The organism is Vibrio sp. 2304 (assembly GCF_033339475.1).
GTDB lineage: Bacteria > Pseudomonadota > Gammaproteobacteria > Enterobacterales > Vibrionaceae > Vibrio > Vibrio alginolyticus.
In genome coordinates, this window is sequence record NZ_JAWOUQ010000006.1 from 160,771 (window position 1) to 183,168 (window position 22,398).

Sequence of the window (22,398 nt, forward strand, 5' to 3'; positions counted from 1 at the left end):
AAATTTACCAAATACCTTTAGTGTCAATTACAAATGCATCATTCAATTTTATTTTTTTAAACTGCTTATGATCGACTAACATTACATGTATGTCTGTTTTAGACAATGATTCATCAATAGTTACTAAACGTATATTTTCTTCGTTCAAAGATTCGATATTTGGTTCAACAGCCAATACTTCAGATGAGTGCTGAATTGCAATGGTTCTTGCGATGGATAATGCAGGGCTTTCACGCAAATCATCAATATCAGGTTTAAACGCTAAACCATAACAAGTAATAGTGACATCTTTCGCAGTCTTACTCGGGTTAGCCTGTAAAAAATCCGCAATCGCAACTTTAACTTTTTCAATAACCCACTCTGGTTTGTAATCATTTACTTTACGAGCAGTATGAATAATTTGAGCTTGATTAGGAGTTTTCGAAACAATAAACCATGGGTCAACAGCTATACAGTGACCACCGACACCAGGACCTGGTTGTAAAATATTCACGCGCGGGTGGCGGTTAGCCAAAGCGATTAACTCCCACACATCAATATCTAATTCATCACAGATAATAGAAAGTTCGTTAGCAAAAGCAATTTGAACATCACGAGAGCTATTTTCAGTTAATTTCGCCATTTCCGCTGTTCTTGCGTTAGTGATTACGCATTCTCCCATGACGAATGTTTTATACAACTCAACAGAACGCTCTGAACAACGCTTTGTCATACCGCCAATAACACGGTCATTTTGAACTAATTCTGTAACGACTTTACCTGGTAACACTCGCTCAGGGCAGTGGGCAACGTTGATGTCGGCTATTTCACCTACTTGTTGTGGAAATGATAAGTCATTACGATATTCAGCTAACCATTCTGCCAGTTGCTCAGTTGCCCCCACTGGTGAGGTTGATTCGAGAATAACTAAGTCGCCTTTTTTTAACACGGGTGCAATGGCTTTAGCCGCGCTGTGGATATAGCTTAAATCCGGTTCAGGAATATCACCTTCGTTACATGGTTTAAATGGTGTAGGTACAGCAATTAAGAAAGCATCTGCAGACTTCGGTTCCGTGGTAGCTTCAAGATAACCCTGTTGTACCGCTGCGCTAACCAACATGTCTAGATCAGGCTCAACAATATGTATTTCACCTTTATTAATGGTATCCACAGCATGCTGATTTACATCAATACCTATCACTTTTTTCTTACGGGAAGCAAACATGGCTGCTGTTGGCAAACCAATATAACCAAGACCGATCACTGAAATCGTTTCAAAAGACATAATATGAACCTTAAAAAATTTATTTGGTATTAATACTTACTGCGCTGTTAACGCGTCTAAAATTCGTTCGCATGCTTTACCATCACCATAAGGGTTATGAGCAAAACTCATCTCTTGATATGCTTCTTCGTCATTTAATAGTGAACCGAGACTGGCCGTAATTTTTTCTACGTTAGTACCAACTAATTTCACTGTACCTGCAGCAACAGCTTCAGGACGTTCTGTTGTATCACGCATAACTAGTACTGGTTTACCAAGAGATGGTGCTTCTTCTTGAATGCCACCAGAGTCAGTTAGGATGATATGGGAACGACTCATTAAATAGATAAATGGAAGGTATTGTTGCGGTTCAATTAACAACACATTTTCAACATCTCCTAAAATTCGGTTAACAGGTTCACGAACATTAGGGTTCAAATGCATTGGATAAAGAATCTGTACATTGGGGTGTTGTTTCGCCGTTTGAGCTAATGCCTCGCAAATACGCTCAAATCCACCACCAAAGCTCTCTCTGCGATGCCCTGTTACCAAGATTAGTTGCTTGCTTTCATCCAAGAACGGAAATTGCGCCGCTAATGTTGCACTCAAATCACTGTCAGATTCGATTTTGTCTTTAACCATTAGTAGCGCATCAATAACCGTATTACCCGTAACAAAAATATCCTCTGGTGCAAAGTTTTCGCGCAGAAGGTTTTCTTTGGAGGTTTCAGTTGGGGCAAAATGATAGTTGGTGAGCACACCGGTCAGACGACGATTGGCTTCTTCCGGCCATGGCGAGTATATGTTCCCCGTGCGAAGTCCTGCTTCCACGTGACCAACTTCAATTTGTTCGTAATATGCGGCTAAGCTAGCAGCAAAAGTCGTCGCAGTGTCTCCATGAACCAAAACGACATCTGGCTGAAATTCTTGAAGGACAGGCTTTAGCTCTTGTACTATTCGAGCTGTCACATCATTAAGCGTTTGACCCGCTCTCATCAAATTCAGATCGTAGTCTGGCGTGATCTCGAATAACTCGAGTACCTGGTCTAGCATTTCTCGGTGCTGAGCGGTTACGCAGCATTTTGCTTCAAAGCGATCATCTGCTGCTAATGCGTGCACAAGAGGGGCCATTTTTATAGCTTCTGGACGAGTGCCAAAGACCGTAAGGATTTTCTTTTTAGTCATTAATATTTTCCTAGACAACTTAGTGACCCTAGACGTAAGGGACATATAATGCTTTACATTGTTCAACACGAGACACGTACAGAAACGTACTGACGTTATCAAATCCAAAGTTTGCAGCCAGCGTTTTTCTTATTGATTTTTGTTGTCTCTGTTTATTGCCGCATGCCCACTGTGTTAAATAGAAGCGGCTTTTAGAGAAGTGTCTGTAGAACTATTCACTTTAAATCGTGAAGTTTTTCTACATTTCATCTCAGACTTCGGATGAACTTGAGACAGTTTTTATTCATTTTGAGACTGTCAGATTTCACGAACTAATTGTAATTGTTTGATTTGTAATATTTTTCCTACCCCACCCCAATAGGCTTTTTTTAAATTTCTACTTAGACGTAAACTGAAGTCCTAAAGTATGAAACAGTTTATTGAACCAAGAAGAAATGCGCCAAATATGGCTAATTACCGAAAAATAGCATGCAAACAAAATCAAGAAAGCAATAAACATTATTGATTCACTAATGCCAACAAAGTCAGCCCACAAGCCGATAGCGGCACAAATTGATGCCATCGAACAGATGAAAATTAACGTTGCACCTGGAGAAAGCCCAATACGCTGACAAATATGGTGTAGATGTTCTCTGTCTGGTTGGAATGGTGACTGACCTTTACGAATACGACGGATCATAATGGTTGCCATGTCCATCAACGGTAAAGCTATTAACCACAGTGCTGTGACTGGCTTGAAGGCTACCGCTCCTGGTTCTTGCGTGCCGCGAATCAGCATCCAGACCACTGTAAAGCCGATAAACATACTGCCAGCATCACCCATAAAGATTTTAAAGCGACGACCAAGTGGGAAACCTAAGTTCAGGAAGATGTAAGGAAGCATCGCAGTCACGATCATTAAACAGATCGTGGCTAAATATTCGTTTCCGTTGTAGGCAAACACAATACCTAATGCTGTAAAGGTGACCGAGGCTAACCCGCCCAGCAAGCCGTCTATGCCATCAACCATATTAAATGCGTTAATTGCGCCTATTACCGCAATAACGGTGATCACTGCGCCAGCGACTTCATTAAGGGCAATGGTTTCGCTCCCCATCAAGTAGCCTAAATCGTGTAAGCTGTGGCCTCCGATGTAAATCATCGCAAGGGATATTCCGGCTTGGATAATAAGACGAATTTTGAAACTTACATCGTAGTAGTCATCTAATGCGCCGAGCACTATAAGCACAGCCGAACAAGATAAGTAGAGTGATAGGTTGTCATTCATTGGTAGGAACAGAAGGAACCCGACCAGTATAGTAGAGAAAATGGAGATGCCTCCTACAAGGGGTACTACTCCTTGGTGGAGCTTTCTTGCATTGGGTTTATCTACTAGACCTACGCGCTTAGCAACTTTGCGCATAACAAAAAGTAGAACGAACGACAAAATAAATACAAATAAATATGCATTATTCATGGTAGCCAACTGTGTTATTAAATAAGTTTGAGGTAAATCTATAACGCATCCGACTGATTCCCTTTACGGATTCCATTGCATCACAGGTCCGATACTGCTGATTCTTGCTTCGCTCGTATCTAGACACGCCGAACTCTAAGAATGAGCAGGTGATTTTTTGGCGTGACAAAACCACATTAGCCAACGTGGGTTGTAACGCATTGCAAACGCTAATTTCTAATATTGAATATGTAAGTAACTGAGTTCCACCGACACTAGCTCGTGACGGTCATCGGTTCTCAGCCTTTATAGGCAGGCCAAATACAAAGCTGAATACACTAACTAACGGTTTGGGCCGGTAGTTATGTACTTCTATAAACCTAGTATTTGGTTTTGATAGGTATGAGAAATGGAGATTTAAATTGTAACCTATGCCTAACCAACATTTGCTCGCCACTTTGTTAGCTTTGAGCGTCCCTCTGACAAAAGGGAATTACATAAATTTGTAATAGTTCTCGTTTTTTATAAATCAATCTTGCCAGAAATGCACTTAGGTGCTTATTATTATTAAAAATTATCTTGCTTGGTCTCTCTTCTGTTAGGAAAGAGACTAACAGATGATTTGGGCACGCTACCGCCCCTAGGTCTGGCTCCTAGAAGCAAGTTTTATACGTAGTGTTTAATGGTTGCGTTTCCAAACAGGAGACGAATTGTATAGTAAACACGTTGCAACTAAAAGTAGAACGTGTAAAAAGCTTGCAAAAAAATGTCTTTTTTCTGACACTTAACTCGCCATAAACGTGACGCTTTTTTGTTGGCTTACTAATTATTAAACTCCTTCCGGCATAGCTGATGTTTGTATAGCTAGCGCGTTAATCTCAGAAGTCTAAGTGAAAATAGTTGCAATAATATGAATTGCATCACAACAGGTTGCAATGCTACACAGTCAAATTTATGACGAATATCTAAGTCTCTCTAAACTTTCGGTTTTGCTGTTTTCTTACTCTCATTATCCTTGCCTACAATACGCTCACTTATTCACCACTTTCTGCTTACCTTGTTCATTGCGCGATTGACTGAGCCGTCTTTACGTCGCGAGGTGTCGCTATATATGAAAGCAAATACTCGTAAGCGTGGGTTAACAAAGGAAAAGACGTCGTTTCGTTATGAAAGTACTGCACCACGGTGGGAAAAATACGGTTACTGGCTCTTGTCACGAGCTCGTATTACAAAATGGAAGTGTGCTGATCGACTGTGGTTTGCTACAAGGTCAAGATAATGCTCAGCAGGAGAGTTTGAATATCGACTTTTCTATCTCTGATCTCAAAGCGGTTGTTCTAACCCATTCTCATATCGATCATGTTGGTCGGCTACCTTGGCTATTGGCTGCAGGTTATAAGGGGCCTATCTACTGTACGGAAGCCACCGCTGAGCTCGTACCGCTTATGTTAGAAGATGGATTAAAGCTCCAGTTAGGCATGAGGCGCCATCAAAGAGACAGCTTGCTCGATTTTATTCGAACGCTTATTCGCCCTTGCTCTTACTCCCAATGGATAGAGATAGAAGAACATACCTATCTTCGCTTTCAACCAGCAGGACACATTTTAGGGTCTGCATATGTTGAGTTTCATTTATCAAACAATGAAGTTGTTGTGTTCTCAGGGGATTTGGGACCTCGTAACACGCCTCTCCTACCTGATCCGGTATCGCCTGAAAAAGCTGACTATTTGTTTATCGAGTCAACATACGGCAATAAAGTTCACGAAGATGTTGAGTCTCGCAGTAGGCGATTGCTTTCTATTATTGAGCACGCACTTCAGGATGGTGGCGTAATTGTTATACCTGCTTTTAGCGTCGGGAGAACTCAAGAGTTACTGTTTGATATAGAACAGCTTATTCATGAGCACGCCTTGCAAGATTCTCTGCCTATTATTCTCGATTCTCCTTTGGCTAAAAAGGTAACTACTACCTATCGGCAATTTAAAAAGCTTTGGGGAGCTGAAGCGAAAGAGCGGCTCGAGCATCACCGACACCCTCTTGCGTTTGATCAATGTATTACCGTAGAAAGCCACACTGACCATTTAAAGCTCGTCAATCGACTCGCGAGCACGGCAGAAGCTGCTATCGTTGTTGCGGCCTCTGGTATGTGTGAAGGTGGACGTGTCGTCAATTATTTAGAAGCATTGCTGCCAGATAAAAGAAATGATGTGCTATTTGCAGGCTATCAAGCAGAAGGGACGTTAGGTCGGCGAATTCAGGATGGAGAAGAGAACATACTGATTGAAGGAAGACGCGTTAGAGTGGAGGCTCAAGTACATACCATGTCAGGTTACTCTGCACATGCGGATAGGGACGATTTAATACAGTTTGTTTCTGGCATTCCTACTCCTCCGAAAGAAGTTCACCTTATTCATGGTGAACAAGAGTCGAAAAGATCGCTTTATCAACAACTGATAACCCTCGGATATAACTGCGTTATATAGTGAAATGAACAATCATTTAATTTCGAGGCAATATAATATATCGCAAACATAGTTTTTCGAATTCATTGATATAATTTCGTTAAGATTCAAAAACAAGTCATAGACAAGGACTCAGGTTCAAGAAAATTAACAAAGTTATGAGCATGTTCTGGATTAAGGGATATAATTTCTATACGAAATAAATTATAATCGCCGACTTGTAAGCAATTGGCTAGTCGATAACAACTTATTCCATTCCTATGACAGACAGTATGAGCGACACGCTTCAAGAACGAGAAGCTTCTGAATTAACTAAGCATAATTCTATCAGCATAACATCAGCATTGGACGAGTTATCCGCAAGTGAATCAAATGCTTGCCTTTATATCTACTGTCCAAAAGAAGACGAAGCAAAAATTGCTCAAGTGCTTAAGAGGCATCCTGAGATTAACGCTCAGGTTAATAACTATGCTCTTAGAGACTTCAAGAGCAAAACGCTTTGCCACTTCAAAAGCTCGCATCTAGATCCTGAACAGCAAGCATTTCTTGTCGCGGCGACAGAGCTAGGTGCTTGGGTTGAGCCATTGGTGAGCTATTTTGACCGTTCACTCGGATATACTGAAACTGAGCTTTTGCACAGCGGCTACTTCTTACACCAAAAAGCTTTTTCTATCCTTTCTAATCGCAAGAACAGCTGGCAAAAACGCTTCATCGATCTGTTGTTTGTTTTCATGCTGTCATGGGTTGCTATTCCAGTAGGGCTTATTACGGCACTACTCATTAAGCTTGAATCGCCAGGTCCGGTATTCTTTAAACAGCGTCGTACCGGCCAGTATAATGAAGAGTTTGAAGTGATTAAGTTTCGCTCGATGCGGAACGATGCAGAAAAGAACGGAGCCCAATGGGCAACAAAAAATGACGCCCGCGTAACGAAAGTCGGCTGTTTTATTCGTAAAACTCGCATTGATGAGCTCCCTCAGTTAATCAACGTACTAAAGGGAGAGATGTCGATGGTTGGCCCTCGCCCAGAACGTGAAGTGTTCATCTCTGAGTTGGAAAAAGCCATTCCTTACTATCGCTTTCGTCACGCCGTTAAACCTGGGGTCACTGGCCTAGCTCAAGTAAAATATCCTTACGGCGCATCGGTAGAAGACGCTATTTGGAAGCATAAATACGATGTCTACTATATCAAACACCAAAACTGGATGATGGAAGTGAAGATTCTTTTCCTTACAGTCAAAACGGTGTTATTTGGGATGGGTCGCTAAAACACGGCGAAGTTAATCGAACGGATCACAGGTATAAAAAAGAGCAGCGCCTTACGGTCGCTGCTCTTTTTGTGTGTATATTCTGTAAGCTCTATCGAGGATTAAGGAAACTAAGATTTGCGCTTAGTCCGGTGTTTCATCGTACCTTTAACGGCGTAGACAGAAAATGTAAATAGGCTTCTTGGCAAGCTCAAGCCTACTACGTCTCTGTAAAACTTCCATTGATATGACAAAACGCTAAATTTGTTAGCTGTCATACCACTATCCATCCGATACTTTGCTAATGGCTTAGGTAGACAGTACGCTTTAGGAGTATCTTTCAGTATATCTAACCACAATCCCATATCCTGACGTTTACGAATAAGAGGCATATAGCGCTTACCGAGTGCCTGTGTATCATAAACGGCGGTCAGGCACCCGATAACATTACTGTACATAAGTTTTTTATACGTTGTATATTCGGGAGCAGTTACAACACTCAGCTCTTCTTCACTAGTAAAACGGCTGTAGTGAGTGTATGTGAGTGGGTAGTTATTCTCCAGCATGAATGGAATTTGCTCTGCAAGTTTGTCTTCTGTCCAAAGGTCGTCAGAATCCAAAAAAGCAATAAATCGCCCTCTTGCTTTTTTTATAGCAAAATTCCGGCTCGCTCCTGCACCTAGGTTTTCTTTGTTCTGATATACACGAATGTTATCGTATTTATCAGCATATGTTTGAATGACTTGCCAAGTATTATCGGTAGATCTGTCATCTACTATTATAAGCTCCCAGTTTTTATAAGTTTGGGATAGTACACTTTGAATGCTTTCTACAACCGTTTGCTCAGAGTTGTAAGTTGGCATGATAATAGAAACTACATCTTCGTTATTCTGCATCTATTCAGACCGTTTACTAGTTAGCTAAAATTTTTTCGTTAGTCTCTTAACAACTTTTTCTTCTAGCTTTTATTTTTGTTCCTAATCTCTGATAGAGCCTAAAAACATAGGTTGCTATATTTGGTATATGTCGAGTTCTGTATAAGATCGCTTGAACTCGATGCGCATTGGGGTAAAGATTCCAGGAACATACAATAAGATCTTTGACATATGCATACTCTTTATTTATCACAAGAGTAAAAGCTGTGTTATATAAGTTAACTGAAAGTGCATATTTGAGATCACTCTCATCTTGCCAATCACATAGACAGCCTCGAATTGCATTCTCCTGTCTGGCCATATTATCTAGAGTATTCGAAACAGATATTTTACTTCGCTCAGAAGACCAAGAACCAACTGCATTAATACGATAGCAAACTGTTTGATCAGGTAAAAATAGAGCCCCTTCAGGCTTAGAACCAACAATTTGCATATAAAAGTCCCCTACCGGCGCAGCTTCTTGAAACCAGGTTGGCATGGATTCGATAACCTCTCGCTTCATTAATAAAGATGGCGTCGGCATACCCGCGCCTCCCATCCTAATTACGCGAGAGGTGTCAACAATACATTCTGTATTACTAAATTTGGATATGTCTTTGTAGCTACCATCTCCATACAGCCCATAACCTGCCGTATAGCAAAGTTGAAACTTTGGCTCTTCAATCATTCTGCATAACTGCTTTTGCAGTTTTAATTCATCGACCCAAAAGTCATCGCCTTCGCATAAGGCTATGTATTCACCTTTTGAATGAGAGACGCCTATCGTCGAGATTTGCTTTCGCTGTGAGTACTGATTTTCTGTTTGTAAGATTAACCGAATTATTGAAGGATACTTTTCCTGATAAGCCTTTAAAATTTCGGGTGTACCGTCTGTAGAAGCATCATCGTGGACTACTATTTCAAACTTGTAGTCCAATTGTTGGGCCAGAAAACTATCCAAGGCATCAGCAATGTAATTTTCCTGATTAAAGCAAGGACAAACAACACTGACATATACTTTATCGGTGTGCTTCCAATAGCGAATGATTTTTTCTTCAGATGCTGGCGCACTTAGTTTCTTATACAAGATAAACCTCTAATCATATCAACAGAGAAGCACGGAATGCCCAATCGACTCGAAACATCTTTACGCTCACGGAAAGAGTCATCAATAAAAATAGCTTTTTCATCTGAGATAAAGTTTGATTTCAACGAGTCATTGTCTTTAATATGAATAACCTCATCGAATAAACCTGTCAGTCGATACTTTTCTAATGACTCTTTAAGGTTTCCAGCGTGGCGAGTGATAAGTTTTACTTTTTTACCTGCATTAATTGCTTCGAAAATAACTTTCACTAACTCCGAATTTATAAATCGTTCTTCTAGAAGAAGACAGTCATCATAGTCAGTATAAATCACATCGAAATCTAAGTTAGTTTCAAACTGAAAATTAAGATTTCTATATACTTTTACATTGAGGTTATTGTTCGATACAGAGATCGGAATGTCGTTTGAAACAAGTAACGATAATTCAGTAAAATTGATGCCATTGAATCGACTAGTAATCATTGACCCCGCAATTCGGGTCGCAACCTCTAAAAGGCAAAGCTCGCCATCTTTTGCTTCTTTTACCTGAAAAAACCATCCACCACGAAGATCTAGTGTAGAACTGATTTTAATAGCCAATTCTCTAAAGCGCTCTTGATCTTGTACAAGTTCTGTTTCTACAGCAATGCCGTTTCTAGTTTGATTGCGCTTACGAGCACTTGCAAAGATAAGTTCCCCTAGATGATTAGAAACACAATCGACTGTAAACTCTTCGCCTGGCAGGTACTCACATAACAGTTCATCATCATTGAGTTCTAAAGCGTTCTCTTCTCTAACAAGTCTTGTCCCAACACTCCCTTGACCGACATCCGGTTTAACAAAAAGTGGAAACTCTAATTCATCAGTCTGCTGAAACAACTTTGGCGTTTTAACAACATTTGTAAGTCTCTCGTATGTCAACTTTTTAGAACGACACACCATATTCGTCTCATAAGGAGAGCTTACAATTTTCGCAGATAGTGTTGGAGCAGACTCTGATAGTTTGAGTGCTGCAGAGTCGTGTGCTGGAATAATATGCGTGATCCCCCATTCTTTAATGAGGCTAGCAATAGATTCAATAAACCCTTCATCATCAATAAAAGGAATGTTATTTGAAACACGCTCACTCGGAATTTCTGTATAGGCTTTGATGCCATTTGCACCAAAAACAACGGTATTTTTCACATCTTTGAGAGAACGTACAATTTCGTGCGCAATTTCAGTACCACAAGGTACAACTAAAACATTCATCATAATCAAAGTCTATCGTATTTAATCTTGGAAATGAGTAGAAAAGAATTCAATTCTTTTGTTCGCAAGTTTATCTTTATTGGAAGAAAACTCACTTGATGCGTATAATGAACTTTGATAACTAACGATATGTTCATAATTATCAATGACATGTTGAATAGCGCCAGATAAGGACTCTTGCATATACTCATTATAATTAAAGTACATTCCTTCAAATGCATTATCTAGCAATCCTGCATTTTTATTATAATAATATCTTAGATCAAAAACTGGTTTTACTACATTAATTACGGGTATCTGATTAGTAACGGATAAAACTAACGCATGATATCTATTACAAAGTACTAACTCAGAGTTTTTAATTAGCTCAATCGCTTCATCAACTTTCAAATACCCAGTTTCAAAATCATAGATAAAGAAGTTATCTTCCTTTATTTCTTCTTTTAAATAGCTTGTTGTTTTTTCATCGACATCAAAAGTGAGAAAAACAACATTTATTCCTTTGTTTTTAAAGAATGTAATCAATGTGCGAATTGACTCAATATTTTCTTTAAATTTATTGATGTTTCCGTACTGCTCAAAAATTACATACTTACCATATTTAGATGATTTAGATTGTTCTCTTGGGTTAATTCCATCATTGATTATGTATAGGTCATCAGGTAGATAGGTAATGTCTTTAACCCCGATATCAGATAGATAAGTAGGAGATAACTTACGGTCTCGGCTAGTGATGATCGCATCTTTAGCCTCGGCAAAAATCATTTCATAGAAGTGTTTACTGCTGTCAAATGGTCCAAATCCATTTGCGGTAAAGACAATTTTTTTATTCATCTTAGCAGCGATCAAAATAGGAACAATGATTCTAAAGAGATCGTCATTTCGTGTCCACTCAAACCATAAATCATTAAAATAGCCGCCTCCAGAAACAAGTAATACATCTGAATTTTCAATCTCTTTTTCTATCGCAGAGATATTGGTACAACGATTCAAAAGTTCTAGTGGTGTTGGATAGTAAGATTTCTCTTTACCCAATAGAACTCTTCTTAATTTTTTTAGTTGCTCAATCGGACCGAGGTTATCTTTTTTCTTGTCTGACAGTTTAACGTCGACAAAATCAATACTAAACTCTTTCAGATAATCATTCTTTAGTTGCTCAACAAACGAACTATTGTAAGAAAAAACCACAAATTCATTTTTTGGTGAAATATCGTAAAGGTTGTTAATAAACATCCCATAATCACCAAGATTTCTATCTGCTAATGGGCCTGTGATTGCAATTTTCATTTTTTATTTTCACTTTTACAAATTTCAACAATTTTATTAATGTCAGCTATCGACAGCTCATGATGTAATGGTAGGCAAATTACTTTTTTTGAAATGCCTCGAGATATCTCATCACTCACAATTTCAATTTCAGGATTGTTCTTATAAGCAGCATAATCAGTAATTATTGGGTAAAAGTAACGTCTAGCTAATACATTACTATCTTTAAGCTTTGAAAATAGAGAATCTCTAGATTCTCCATACTCTTGTTCATCAATAAAAACTGGAAAGTATGAGTAGTTGTATTTAACATCTGGCAACTCTTTAGGAAAACTGATGCCTTTAACACCTCGTAGCTGACTACGATATTCGTTTGCAACGAACTTTCGTTGGGCAATGGCATCATCTATGATGTTCAGGGTTGCTAAACCAAAAGCTGCTTGCACTTCGTTCATTTTTGCATTGTGCGCAATTAGAGATACTTCAATATCAGAGTCAAAACCAAAGCTCTTAAGCTTGTCTAACTTCTCTTTCATCTCTTTCGTATGGCAAATGACAGCTCCCCCTTCTATTGTTGAGTAAGCCTTAGTAGCATGGAAGCTCAAGATAGAAAGGTCACCATAATTTAGGACAGAGCAACCTTTCTCTTCAACACCAAACGCATGAGCAGCATCATATATGATCTTTAGATCATGCTTATCAGCAACCTGCTGTAAGCGAGAGTGCTCACATGGGGTGCCGTAAACATGCACTGGCAGAATTCCAACAGTTTTATCTGTGATTGCTGCTTCAACTTTGGCTGGGTCAAGGTTTAATGTATCTGGGTCAACATCTACAAATACAGGTTTAAGTTTGTTCAGTAATAGCGCATGACTGGTAGCAACAAAACTATAAGGCGTTGTGATGACCTCACCCTCTAACTCTAGAGCCTGTAATGCGATCACTAACGCTAATGTACCATTTGAAAAAAGGCTGATATATTCAACCCCTAGATACTCACAAAGTGCTTGCTCTAACTGTCGATGATAAGTCCCATTATTTGTAAGCCACTTCCGTTCCCAGATGTCTTCTAAGCTTGCAGTAAAGTCTTCTAAAGGTGGTAAAAGTGGAGAGGTGACGGTAATTGGTTTCATTTAATTTTTCCTAAAAATGTTGTTCACCACATACAAGTAAAGGTCTTTTTGTATAACTCTAATACTGATAATGTATAGAAATAGTGCTGAACTTAAAACAATGATAATTTGAAAAATATCACTATCTAAAAAGTTGAACCATACAGATGATATTAAAGCACTAAATATGGCTATACTCCAAATTGGAAAGAGAAATCTAAGCTGCTTTGAGGAACTCAAAGATGTTAGCTTCCCTGTATAATATGTATTAATACATAAAGAAACGTATGATTGAACGACCATTCCAATGGTAATAGCCTTAATTCCTAACGGTATTGTTACAAACAAAATAATCGTTATTAAAGTTTTCTTTATAATTTCCAATTTCAAAAAAAGATCTGAACGTCCTTTCACTTGAAGTAAGTTAAGGTTAATTGCATGGATGGGGTATAGCATATATCCAAAACACAATATTGAGATTAGTTCAGATGTAGGGCCCCAAGCAGAACCGAGTAATATATTGACTAAAGGAGTGGATATTAACCCTATACCTAAGATGATAGGAAATATAAAAAGGGAAGATAGTCTTAGCGTTAACACATAAGCACTCTCTAACTTCTCATTATCATCTTGTATTTTACTTAATAAAGGATAATTAACTCTTTGAATAATAGTTGTAAGAGTTAGTGACGGAATATGAGATAAATTCTTTGCTTGAGAGAAGTAACCAAGTTGGCTTGCAGTAAAGAACTTACCAATCACTAACTGATAGATATTGTTATAAATAGTATCTATTAGACTTGAAAGTAAAAGCTTTGACCCAAAGCCAAATAACTCAGTGAAAGATTCTTTTGAGAGGCCAGTTTTAGGTATCCATGGCGAAAGTATATTAAGTGTAATGGCACTGACAGCATAAAAAGAAAGCGTTTGAGCGACTAGAGCCCAAACCCCATAGCCTAAATAAGCCATAGTTATAGCAATTGCAGCACTAAATACTACGGCCAGAAAAGATGCCTTCGCTTGAGTCTTAAAGTCCACCTCTATAGTTAACTTCGCTCTTTGTACGACAGCAAGAGCATTGATAACCACACCAATGCCTAATACTCTAAGTAATAAAGTGAGCGTAGGTTGCTCATAAAAAGATGCTATATAAGGAGCACTAACAAAGAGCAGTATATAACAGGAAATTGAAACCAAGATATTGAAGTAGAAAGTAGTCGAAAAATCGACCTCTTTTCTATCTTGTTTGCGTATCAGCGCACTGCTAAAACCACTATCAACCATTGTCTGAGAAATAGCGATAAATATTGTTAACATAGCTATGAGACCAAATGCTGAAGGCCCTAACATTCGGCCTAATATCAACATCACTATCAACTGTATAGCTTGTGTTAAAATCCTTTCTACAGCGCTCCACTTTAAGCCGGCTTTGGCTTTACTTTGAGTATCACTCACAAACGGTTAACCAGCTAAAGTTTTCAAGTACTGACCATAACTATTCTTGGCCATTAACTCTGCGCGTTGCAGAAGTTCATCTCTTGTTAACCAACCATTTGAAAAAGCAATCTCTTCCAAACATGCAACTTTGAAGCCCTGTCTCTTTTCAATCGTTTCAACAAACTGAGCAGCTTCAAGTAAACTTTCATGAGTGCCAGTATCTAGCCATGCGAAACCACGCCCTAACATTTCTACGTTCAATTGACCTTTCTTTAGGTAAGCTTCATTCAAAGAGGTAATTTCGAGTTCACCTCTGTCTGAAGGTTTCACCTCTTTCGCAAGCCTGACAACATCATTGTCATAGAAATAAAGCCCAGTAACCGCATAATTAGATTTAGGTTTTTCTGGCTTTTCTTCAATTGAAACCGCCTTTTGGTTGTCATCAAATTCTACAACACCAAACCTTTCTGGATCTTTAACTTGGTAGCCAAACACCGTAGCTCCCTGAGAGCGACTAGCAGCAAGCTTCAATTTCGGGCTAAACGCCTGTCCGTAGAAAATATTGTCACCTAAAACAAGGCACACGCTACTCTCACCAATAAACTCTTCACCTATAATAAAGGCTTGTGCTAATCCTTCTGGCTTCGGCTGAACTTCATAATTTAGTGATATCCCAAACTGGCTACCATCTCCCAGCAGACGTACGAAGCTGTCTTTATCTTCAGGTGTCGTTATGATTAGAATGTCCTTAATACCAGCAAGCATTAACACCGATAAAGGATAATAAATCATTGGCTTATCATAAACCGGAAGCAATTGCTTAGAGACACCCATCGTAATAGGAAACAATCGAGTGCCAGAGCCTCCCGCAAGAATAATACCTTTCATTAATTTGTCCCCTTTTCGATAACACCTAAGCGCTCACCGGCATATGAACCGTCTAAAACACGTGACCACCAAATTTTGTTTTCCAAGTACCACTCCACCGTTTTTCTGATACCTGAATCAAAAGTTTCTTCCGGTTTCCACCCAAGTTCACGCTCAATCTTTGTCGCATCTATCGCGTAACGAACATCATGACCCGGACGATCAGAGACGTAAGTTATAAGATCTGCATATTCTTTAACACCATTTGGTTTATTTGGTACGAGCTCTTCTAAAAGAGTACAAATGGTTTTGACAACCTCAATGTTAGCTTTCTCATTATGACCACCTATATTGTAAGTTTCGCCCACCAAGCCTTCTCTTACCACTTTATATAGCGCACGGGCATGGTCTTCTACATATAGCCAATCTCTAATTTGCATCCCATCGCCATATACGGGCAAAGACTTACCCTCTAAAGCATTGAGGATCATCAATGGAATAAGCTTTTCTGGAAAATGATAAGGGCCGTAGTTATTAGAGCAATTGGTAATGATTGTTGGTAAACCATAGGTACGTAACCATGCTCGAACTAGATGATCACTTGATGCCTTTGAAGCGGAATAAGGACTCGATGGAGAATAAGGTGTTGTTTCAGTGAATAAATCATCAGTTCCCTCTAGATCACCATACACCTCGTCGGTTGAGATATGATGAAAACGGAATTGTTCTTTGGATTCCTGATCCAATGCATTCCAGTAATTACGTGCAGCTTCAAGTAATGCGTAAGTTCCTACGATATTAGTTTCAATGAATGCAGCCGGACCATCGATAGATCTATCAACATGAGACTCCGCAGCTAAGTGCATTACTGCATCAGGTTTGTGCTTTGAAAAAACTGTTTCTAATGACTCTCTATCGCAGATATCAACTTTCTCAAAAACATAACGTTCGCTATCCATAACATCAGACAAAGACTCAAGGTTTCCTGCGTATGTCAGCTTGTCTACATTAACAACGGAGTCTTCCGTGTTATTGATTATGTGGCGAATAACCGCTGAACCAATAAATCCAGCGCCACCCGTTACCAAAATTTTCATAATTTACCCTTAATTGAAACTTACAGATGTTAGCGTCTAATTTTTATTTCTATAGTATTTAAAAAACACATCTATATTTTCTTTACAAAATGAAAAAAAACTGACTGATTTTCTATACTCAGGATATTTTTTTATAGCAAACAATAAAAAAATAAAAAATCCAATAGTATTAAAACATCTATACATAAACGATAGCTTGCTTGAACGCATTCTTTTATTTCCCCAATCTCTACCAGAACTTTCCATTGGATGTAAGTTGATAGTTTTTGGGAAGTAATTTAAGTTTAAACCTTTATTAAAGCAATCCAACAGGAATATATTTTCTTCCGATGCTGGAAGTTGAGTCCCCAAACCAAAGCGTTCATCAAATTTTACTTCTTTTTTCATGATAGATTCACGCTTGGCAGCGACTTCAATTGATGACACTTTAAATATTGTCTTGTTTGTATGTGCAAACGCGTCACTATTATATTTTTTAAAGTCTAATCCATCCGGAGTTTTTACTTTAAATGTTGCTATATCAATATTCTCATCAAAGCTACTTTTTATTATATCGAAGGCTTCATTTACATAGCTAACATCATCATCACAAAATACCACCACATCTGAGAATGACTTACTCAGAGCTAAGTTTCTACTTTTAGATAACCCACTATCGCTTGAACTGTAATATAAAAAGTCAACTCGACTCTCTAACCATTCCTTGATAGATTCCGTTAAAACATAGCCATCTTTTATCTGATGGACAACAATATATTTCACCGCTTCATCTTTAGGAAAATTCCCAGACATCAAGCGTTCAATCCCATCATTTAAGGTGCTTATTAGAACATTAATTGTTAACATTATTACTCTGAAATTCTGCTAGTTTATATATGGAAAAGATCATTAGTAATACCCATAAAAAATGAGTACTTAGATATTCAGAACGGTATGTGGAAGTTACTAGGAAGTGGAATGTCATTATAGCACCTATAAGATAAGTGTTATTCTTAAAACCATATTTCAAGCCTGGGTAAATCAGTTTGAAATAAAAAATCAAGATCAGACCAACGCCAACAACACCGCCCTCCCAAAACATATCCAATGTATAGTTATTAGTAATTCTGAATAAATAATCCTCACTTCTCATGCCAAAGCTATCTAAAACAGACATGGTACCAAGTCCATGACCAAAAATTAGTTGAGCTAGGTTAGACTCTGCTAATAAAGTAGTGAATGAAACCATAAATTGGCTACGAGAGGAGCCGCCAGTTGCTTCGTGCTGCAGCTTATAATAGATAAAATCTAAAAGCAGCGTACCTAAATACATCAGCACCAACAATAAACAAAAAACCAGTAATAACACAAAAAAGTGGCTAATTCTTGTTTTTCCAGTTAACACCGTTTTCAAGGCAATTAAAGAAAAAACAAAAGCACAAATTAGAGCAAAGTTAACATAGGCTCCGCCGGAGAAAGAAAGTACGACGATGACAACCGTCATTCCCAGCATTGCTAGTCTTATAGCTTTCTTTTCAACTAATACTGCAATAAGCAGCATACACTCCATCAAAACCGGGGAAAGGAAATTTGGTTCTTCCGCTATCGAGGTAACTCGAGAAGGAAAAATTGAGCGTAGAGCTGCTGGCACACCATGCATCCAGTCTCTAGTATCTACGAAAAATGGGATACCAAGAAACTTGCAAATAACTTGCCAATACCCAAGCAAAATAAAAGTAAATGCAGTTAGTAAGCCAAGCTTAAGGATACGTTTCACACATCTTTCATCAGCTACTGATAACCAAATTGTAAATAACATCAAATTAAGTGTTAGCGCTATTAGCGTAAACATCCTGCCTATAACTACTGATTTTAAGTAGTCAGCAACAAGATAGTCTCGATTTATCAATATGCTAAATAATGATATAAAAAAAACTAACAAAAATGTAAGAATCACACCAAAAGAATATTTATCAAATGTGAGTTTCTTGGAGATAGTAATGTAGTAGAAAAACGTAATTAGTGCCGATAGGAATAAGATAACTAAAATGAACTTGTTCCATTTTGTTACCGAAAGAGGAGCTAATATAGCAAAGAGGTACATATGTACCCCTAAGAGTTTGTTTGGATCAAGACTCAAATTAAACATGTTTTCTTGATAATGCAATACGGAACAAAGCAACAACCATTGCTAAAACCCCACCGATCAGCGTACCAAGAACGCAGATGATAGCTCGACTTGGGCTGTCTTTTTCTTCTGGTACCACAGGAGGGTCGATAATATCAAAAATGTAGTTCTCCTGAGCCTCTGCAAGCATCAATTTCTTAGTTTGCTCTTCAACTAGTTGATAAAAAACATTCTGCATTTCAGAGAGATTTGTCAGGTTTAGCTGCTTCTCCAAATATTGAATATTATTCTTCGCTTGGTTGATATCCTTGTTCTTCATCCATTCATTTAGATCCGAAATCAGCCAATCAAGCCATTGTTTTGCCAAATCAGGGGATTGGTTTGTCAGAGAGACAATGGTTGAACCACTGGTTTTATTTGAATCGATAACAAGCAACTCATTGAGAACTTTTGTGGCTTCTAAAATGGTTGGTTTAGGAGTTTTTCCTTCACTTACGACACGCGTCCAAGTATCAGTACTCTCATCATAAATTTTAGGATCAATATAAACTTTTCCAGAAGTTGCATCCCAATGCTCAATTGCCATCAGTGGAATCAAAATATTTCTGCGTTCAATAAAAGCTCCCAAGAATGCTCTTGAACGTAAAGACTCTAAGGCAATTGCTTGTTTAGAGCTCTTTTGGCTTCCAAATCCAGCTAATGCAGCGAGCCCCCCCAACTGCCCCATAGCTGAACTAGGCGTATTGTCTGCTACTGGAAACAATACTGCTTCGGATTTATAGAGGTTAGGCTTAGACATAGCAAAAAGCACTGATGCGACTGCAAATACAAATGTAATGGCAACTATCATTATTTTTTGTTGCCAAAGTGAGCGTATGAGCTCACCAATATCTAGTTCAAGTTGATTATTTTCCATTAATATTAAAGGAGGTATTTCTCCCCCTTTCTCTTGTTAAGTGGCTTAAGTCATTACTTCAGTGCGTTGATAGCAACACCCGTTTGGTAGAGGATCTGCGTTGCTGCAGTCCACGTACTTAATGCATCACGGTAGTCGGTATCAATTGGCACAACAATAGTATCGCCAGCTTTTAACCCTTCTTTATTGTTTCCGAACCAATAACCTGATGAAGGCTTGTAAACAGAACCATCTGCACGCACTACAAAAATACGGTCTTCGTCCGCTTGTTTCTTAGCTCCACCCGCTTTGTTCAAGTAATCATCAACATCAAGTTTGTTGTCCAACAAGTAGGTAATTGGAACCTGAACTTCACCCATTATCGAAACGGTGTTTCGGAAAGTCGGAACAAAGAGGAAGTCTCCATCTTCTAACATAAAGTCTGCTGAGCGTTCACCCTTTAAGATACGGTTTAACTGTACCACCATACGACCAAGTGCTTTGCTGCGACTTGCTTCCTCTACAAACGCTAACGTTTTCTCTGGGTCTGAAATTACAGAGCCCATATTACTATCGGCTCGGAACGTCTTCTTCGCGGTTTCTTTGCGCATATCTGCTGCATATTGGTTTAAAAGCTTCTGCTCTTGTAAACGCAATGCTTCACGCGTAAATATCGCTCCTTGAGGATGAGCAAACTCTGTGAGACCACCTGCTCGGTCCAATAACTCACTTAAGGTTTCACCTTGACGCACGGTATAGGTTCCTGGGAAACGAACTTCACCCTGTAAAGTGACTGTGCTTTGTAGCTTCACATTTGGCTTTTCTAAGATGTTCAAACGATCTCGCCCCACGATAACTGCATCGTCTGAAGCACTGCCTTGAATTGCTTTACGCAGATCAATACGTTCAACATCAATATAAGCACGTTCATCCGCACTATTAATCGCAGTTCGTGCTAGTTCTGCATTAATTGTAAATGCGTTGTAAGTCAAACCACCAGCTGCTTCAATAAGCGTTGATACCGTCATTCTTGGAGTAATCGGATAACGCCCTGGGTGCTTGACTTCACCAAAGACTTCAGCAATTTGAGGGGCTAGCCCCAAACGAGACTGTTGCTGAAGTTGTAACAACACAGGGGCAAGTAAAGTGCGACGAGTATTTTGCTTCAGCTTTTCAAAGTCTTCCTCTGTAATCTCTTTACCACGGAAAATGATTTTAGCTGGTTTCGCCTGCTCTGTGGTGCTCGGGTTGTTCAGCGTACCGTTTGCTGAATGCGAAACGGCAACAGAAGAACTCATCACTTCTTGCTCTTTCTGTTGTTCCAGCTCAGCTTGCTCTTGCGCTTGCTCCAATGTTTTTGCTTTTGCAACAGCCTCTTGTGTTGCCAATGTATCCAAGTCTTCGTTATTAAAGCGGTTGAAAACCAATATACGATCTCGTGATTGTAACTGGAGGTTGTCTTGGCTACCTGGTGATAGAATTGCGTTGGCTAAGCTTAGTTGGAACACTTCAATATCACGTTGCGGATTAATCTCTCTAACCACAACCGCATAGTTAACATCCGCTGTAGAATTAAAAGCTGAGTCAACAGATTTGAAAAGATCAGCAACACGAAGACCATTGCGCCATTCCACATAGCCAGGATGACGAACATCTCCCTCTATCTGTACGTAACGAGTAAGCTCTTCGCTTTTTTTCAAGATCTTGATGGCATCGCCATTTTTAACTTTACTCTGTCGATCTTGCGTTTTATTGAAATCAAGCGTCAGAGCCTCACGAGCGCCATGTGAAGCGTAGCGTTTTATCTCCAATTGCTCGACATGGGCATTCGCAGTAAAACCACCAGCCATCTGAATAAGTTGCTGGTATGTTTCACCTTGCTTGACTTCATAAATTGCAGGGCGGTTGATTTCGCCCTCTATAGACACTGTATCGTTAACAGAGCCAATTAAAACAACATCATCCGGTAGCAAGCGCACATCATTACTTGCATCACCTTTTAGTAAAAGGTCATACATATCCAACTTACGAATGATTTTACCATCACGCTTTAGCTGGATATCTCTCAGCGCCCCACTTTCACCAAAACCGCCGCTGTAGTAAATAGCTTGTGAAATTGTCGTTAATGCGCTAACCGTGTAGGCACCAGGCTTATATGCATCCCCCATTACAAACACTTGCATGGTGCGTAATTCACCCAATGAGATATCACTGCGCACACCAATCATTTGCTCTTTTACACGTTGCGTCAGAGAGTCACGAACATCAGAAAAGTGCATGCCAGCAACATTTACCGGCCCAAGTGAGGGGAAGTTGATTGTGCCCGCACGATTTACGCGTAAACGATGCGTTTCATTCTCCTTACCAAACAACTGCACAATGATTTCATCACCTGCACCCACGGTGTAATTTGCTGGCACAGGAACATCACTGATCGGAGCAAAGGTGCTTGGAGAACCAGCAAAAAGATCTAAACCAAAGCGTTTAAGCTCTCCCTGCTCACCTTTTTTGAGCCATTGTTCTTCGATATTGGAAGATACAGCGCTACTAGCTTCAGTTCTAGGTTGGATTACTTGCGGATTTTCGTAAGGAGACTTGTTTGAAGATGAACTAGAAGGAATGGAGAAACCATACTTACTCGCCAAGGCCTTTTGTTGGTCGGCGGGTAGTTTTTGAAACATTTTCATTTGTTCTGGAGTGGGTGTTTGTGCCATTGAATAAGACGCAAACGTACTTGCCAATATAAAAGCGGCAATAGAGAAATATCCTTTAAACATGGTATGTCACTATAATA

General features: G+C 39.2%; 17 protein-coding genes. 2 read left to right on the forward strand and 15 right to left on the reverse strand.

Annotation, left to right across the window (positions count from 1 at the left end):
* Positions 1 to 4: 4 nt before the first annotated feature.
* The 3 genes from wecC to wecA all read right to left on the reverse strand — a co-directional run bounded on the left by wecC (position 5) and on the right by wecA (position 3,884).
* A complete protein-coding gene (wecC, locus tag R7P64_RS13935) occupies positions 5 to 1,264 on the reverse strand; it encodes a UDP-N-acetyl-D-mannosamine dehydrogenase (RefSeq protein ID WP_222712357.1) in 1,260 nt (419 codons plus the stop codon).
* A gap of 36 nt (positions 1,265 to 1,300) precedes the next feature.
* A complete protein-coding gene (gene wecB, locus R7P64_RS13940; protein WP_222712358.1) occupies positions 1,301 to 2,428 on the reverse strand; it encodes a non-hydrolyzing UDP-N-acetylglucosamine 2-epimerase in 1,128 nt (375 codons plus the stop codon).
* Positions 2,429 to 2,804: 376 nt separating this feature from the next.
* Positions 2,805 to 3,884, reverse strand: coding sequence for a UDP-N-acetylglucosamine--undecaprenyl-phosphate N-acetylglucosaminephosphotransferase (wecA, locus tag R7P64_RS13945; protein WP_222712359.1), 1,080 nt, complete (start codon positions 3,882 to 3,884; stop codon positions 2,805 to 2,807).
* A gap of 1,145 nt (positions 3,885 to 5,029) precedes the next feature.
* On the opposite strand from wecA, the gene R7P64_RS13950 reads away from it, so the two are divergent.
* Both R7P64_RS13950 and R7P64_RS13955 read left to right on the forward strand, forming a co-directional pair.
* The gene (locus R7P64_RS13950) at positions 5,030 to 6,346 is read left to right on the forward strand and encodes an MBL fold metallo-hydrolase (protein ID WP_222712360.1); all 1,317 of its coding nucleotides are present in this window, start codon (positions 5,030 to 5,032) and stop codon (positions 6,344 to 6,346) included.
* Between the two features lie 239 nt (positions 6,347 to 6,585).
* A complete protein-coding gene (locus R7P64_RS13955; protein WP_005384832.1) occupies positions 6,586 to 7,593 on the forward strand; it encodes a sugar transferase in 1,008 nt (335 codons plus the stop codon).
* A 110-nt stretch (positions 7,594 to 7,703) separates the two neighbouring features.
* Here the strand turns inward: R7P64_RS13955 and R7P64_RS13960 are convergent, their stop codons facing one another.
* Genes R7P64_RS13960 through R7P64_RS14015 form a run of 12 tightly spaced genes read right to left on the reverse strand, consistent with a single transcriptional unit; the run spans position 7,704 to position 22,381 of the window.
* Positions 7,704 to 8,468 carry a glycosyltransferase family 2 protein gene (locus tag R7P64_RS13960; RefSeq protein ID WP_213972946.1) on the reverse strand — a complete coding sequence of 255 codons (765 nt, stop codon included), beginning with the start codon at positions 8,466 to 8,468 and terminating at the stop codon, positions 7,704 to 7,706.
* A 46-nt stretch (positions 8,469 to 8,514) separates the two neighbouring features.
* Positions 8,515 to 9,573 (reverse strand): glycosyltransferase family 2 protein, encoded by a 1,059-nt coding sequence (locus R7P64_RS13965; RefSeq protein ID WP_213972948.1) that lies wholly within the window; start codon positions 9,571 to 9,573, stop codon positions 8,515 to 8,517.
* On the reverse strand, positions 9,558 to 10,826 hold the full coding sequence (locus tag R7P64_RS13970; RefSeq protein WP_005384826.1) for an ATP-grasp domain-containing protein: 1,269 nt from the start codon (positions 10,824 to 10,826) through the stop codon (positions 9,558 to 9,560). The genes R7P64_RS13965 and R7P64_RS13970 overlap by 16 nt, the downstream gene beginning before the upstream one ends.
* Positions 10,827 to 10,844: 18 nt before the next feature.
* A complete protein-coding gene (locus tag R7P64_RS13975; protein WP_213972949.1) occupies positions 10,845 to 12,110 on the reverse strand; it encodes a polysaccharide pyruvyl transferase family protein in 1,266 nt (421 codons plus the stop codon).
* Positions 12,107 to 13,222 (reverse strand): DegT/DnrJ/EryC1/StrS family aminotransferase, encoded by a 1,116-nt coding sequence (locus R7P64_RS13980; RefSeq protein WP_206957946.1) that lies wholly within the window; start codon positions 13,220 to 13,222, stop codon positions 12,107 to 12,109. Before R7P64_RS13980 ends, R7P64_RS13975 begins: the two co-directional genes overlap by 4 nt.
* Positions 13,223 to 14,656, reverse strand: a complete 1,434-nt coding sequence (locus R7P64_RS13985) for a lipopolysaccharide biosynthesis protein (RefSeq protein ID WP_213972950.1) — start codon at positions 14,654 to 14,656, stop codon at positions 13,223 to 13,225.
* A gap of 6 nt (positions 14,657 to 14,662) precedes the next feature.
* Complete coding sequence (gene rfbA / locus R7P64_RS13990; RefSeq protein ID WP_213972951.1) at positions 14,663 to 15,526, reverse strand: glucose-1-phosphate thymidylyltransferase RfbA; 864 nt, start codon at positions 15,524 to 15,526, stop codon at positions 14,663 to 14,665.
* Entirely contained in the window at positions 15,526 to 16,602 is a 1,077-nt protein-coding gene (rfbB, locus tag R7P64_RS13995) for a dTDP-glucose 4,6-dehydratase (protein WP_213972952.1), read from the reverse strand. Before rfbB ends, rfbA begins: the two co-directional genes overlap by 1 nt.
* 36 nt (positions 16,603 to 16,638) lie before the next feature.
* Positions 16,639 to 17,448, reverse strand: a complete 810-nt coding sequence (locus R7P64_RS14000; protein ID WP_005384816.1) for a glycosyltransferase — start codon at positions 17,446 to 17,448, stop codon at positions 16,639 to 16,641.
* Complete coding sequence (locus R7P64_RS14005) at positions 17,435 to 18,685, reverse strand: hypothetical protein (protein ID WP_250155475.1); 1,251 nt, start codon at positions 18,683 to 18,685, stop codon at positions 17,435 to 17,437. Before R7P64_RS14005 ends, R7P64_RS14000 begins: the two co-directional genes overlap by 14 nt.
* Positions 18,686 to 18,722: 37 nt before the next feature.
* Complete coding sequence (locus R7P64_RS14010) at positions 18,723 to 19,625, reverse strand: Wzz/FepE/Etk N-terminal domain-containing protein (protein WP_213972954.1); 903 nt, start codon at positions 19,623 to 19,625, stop codon at positions 18,723 to 18,725.
* 53 nt (positions 19,626 to 19,678) lie between these two features.
* Entirely contained in the window at positions 19,679 to 22,381 is a 2,703-nt protein-coding gene (locus R7P64_RS14015) for an SLBB domain-containing protein (RefSeq protein ID WP_213972955.1), read from the reverse strand.
* Between the last annotated feature and the right edge of the window lie 17 nt (positions 22,382 to 22,398).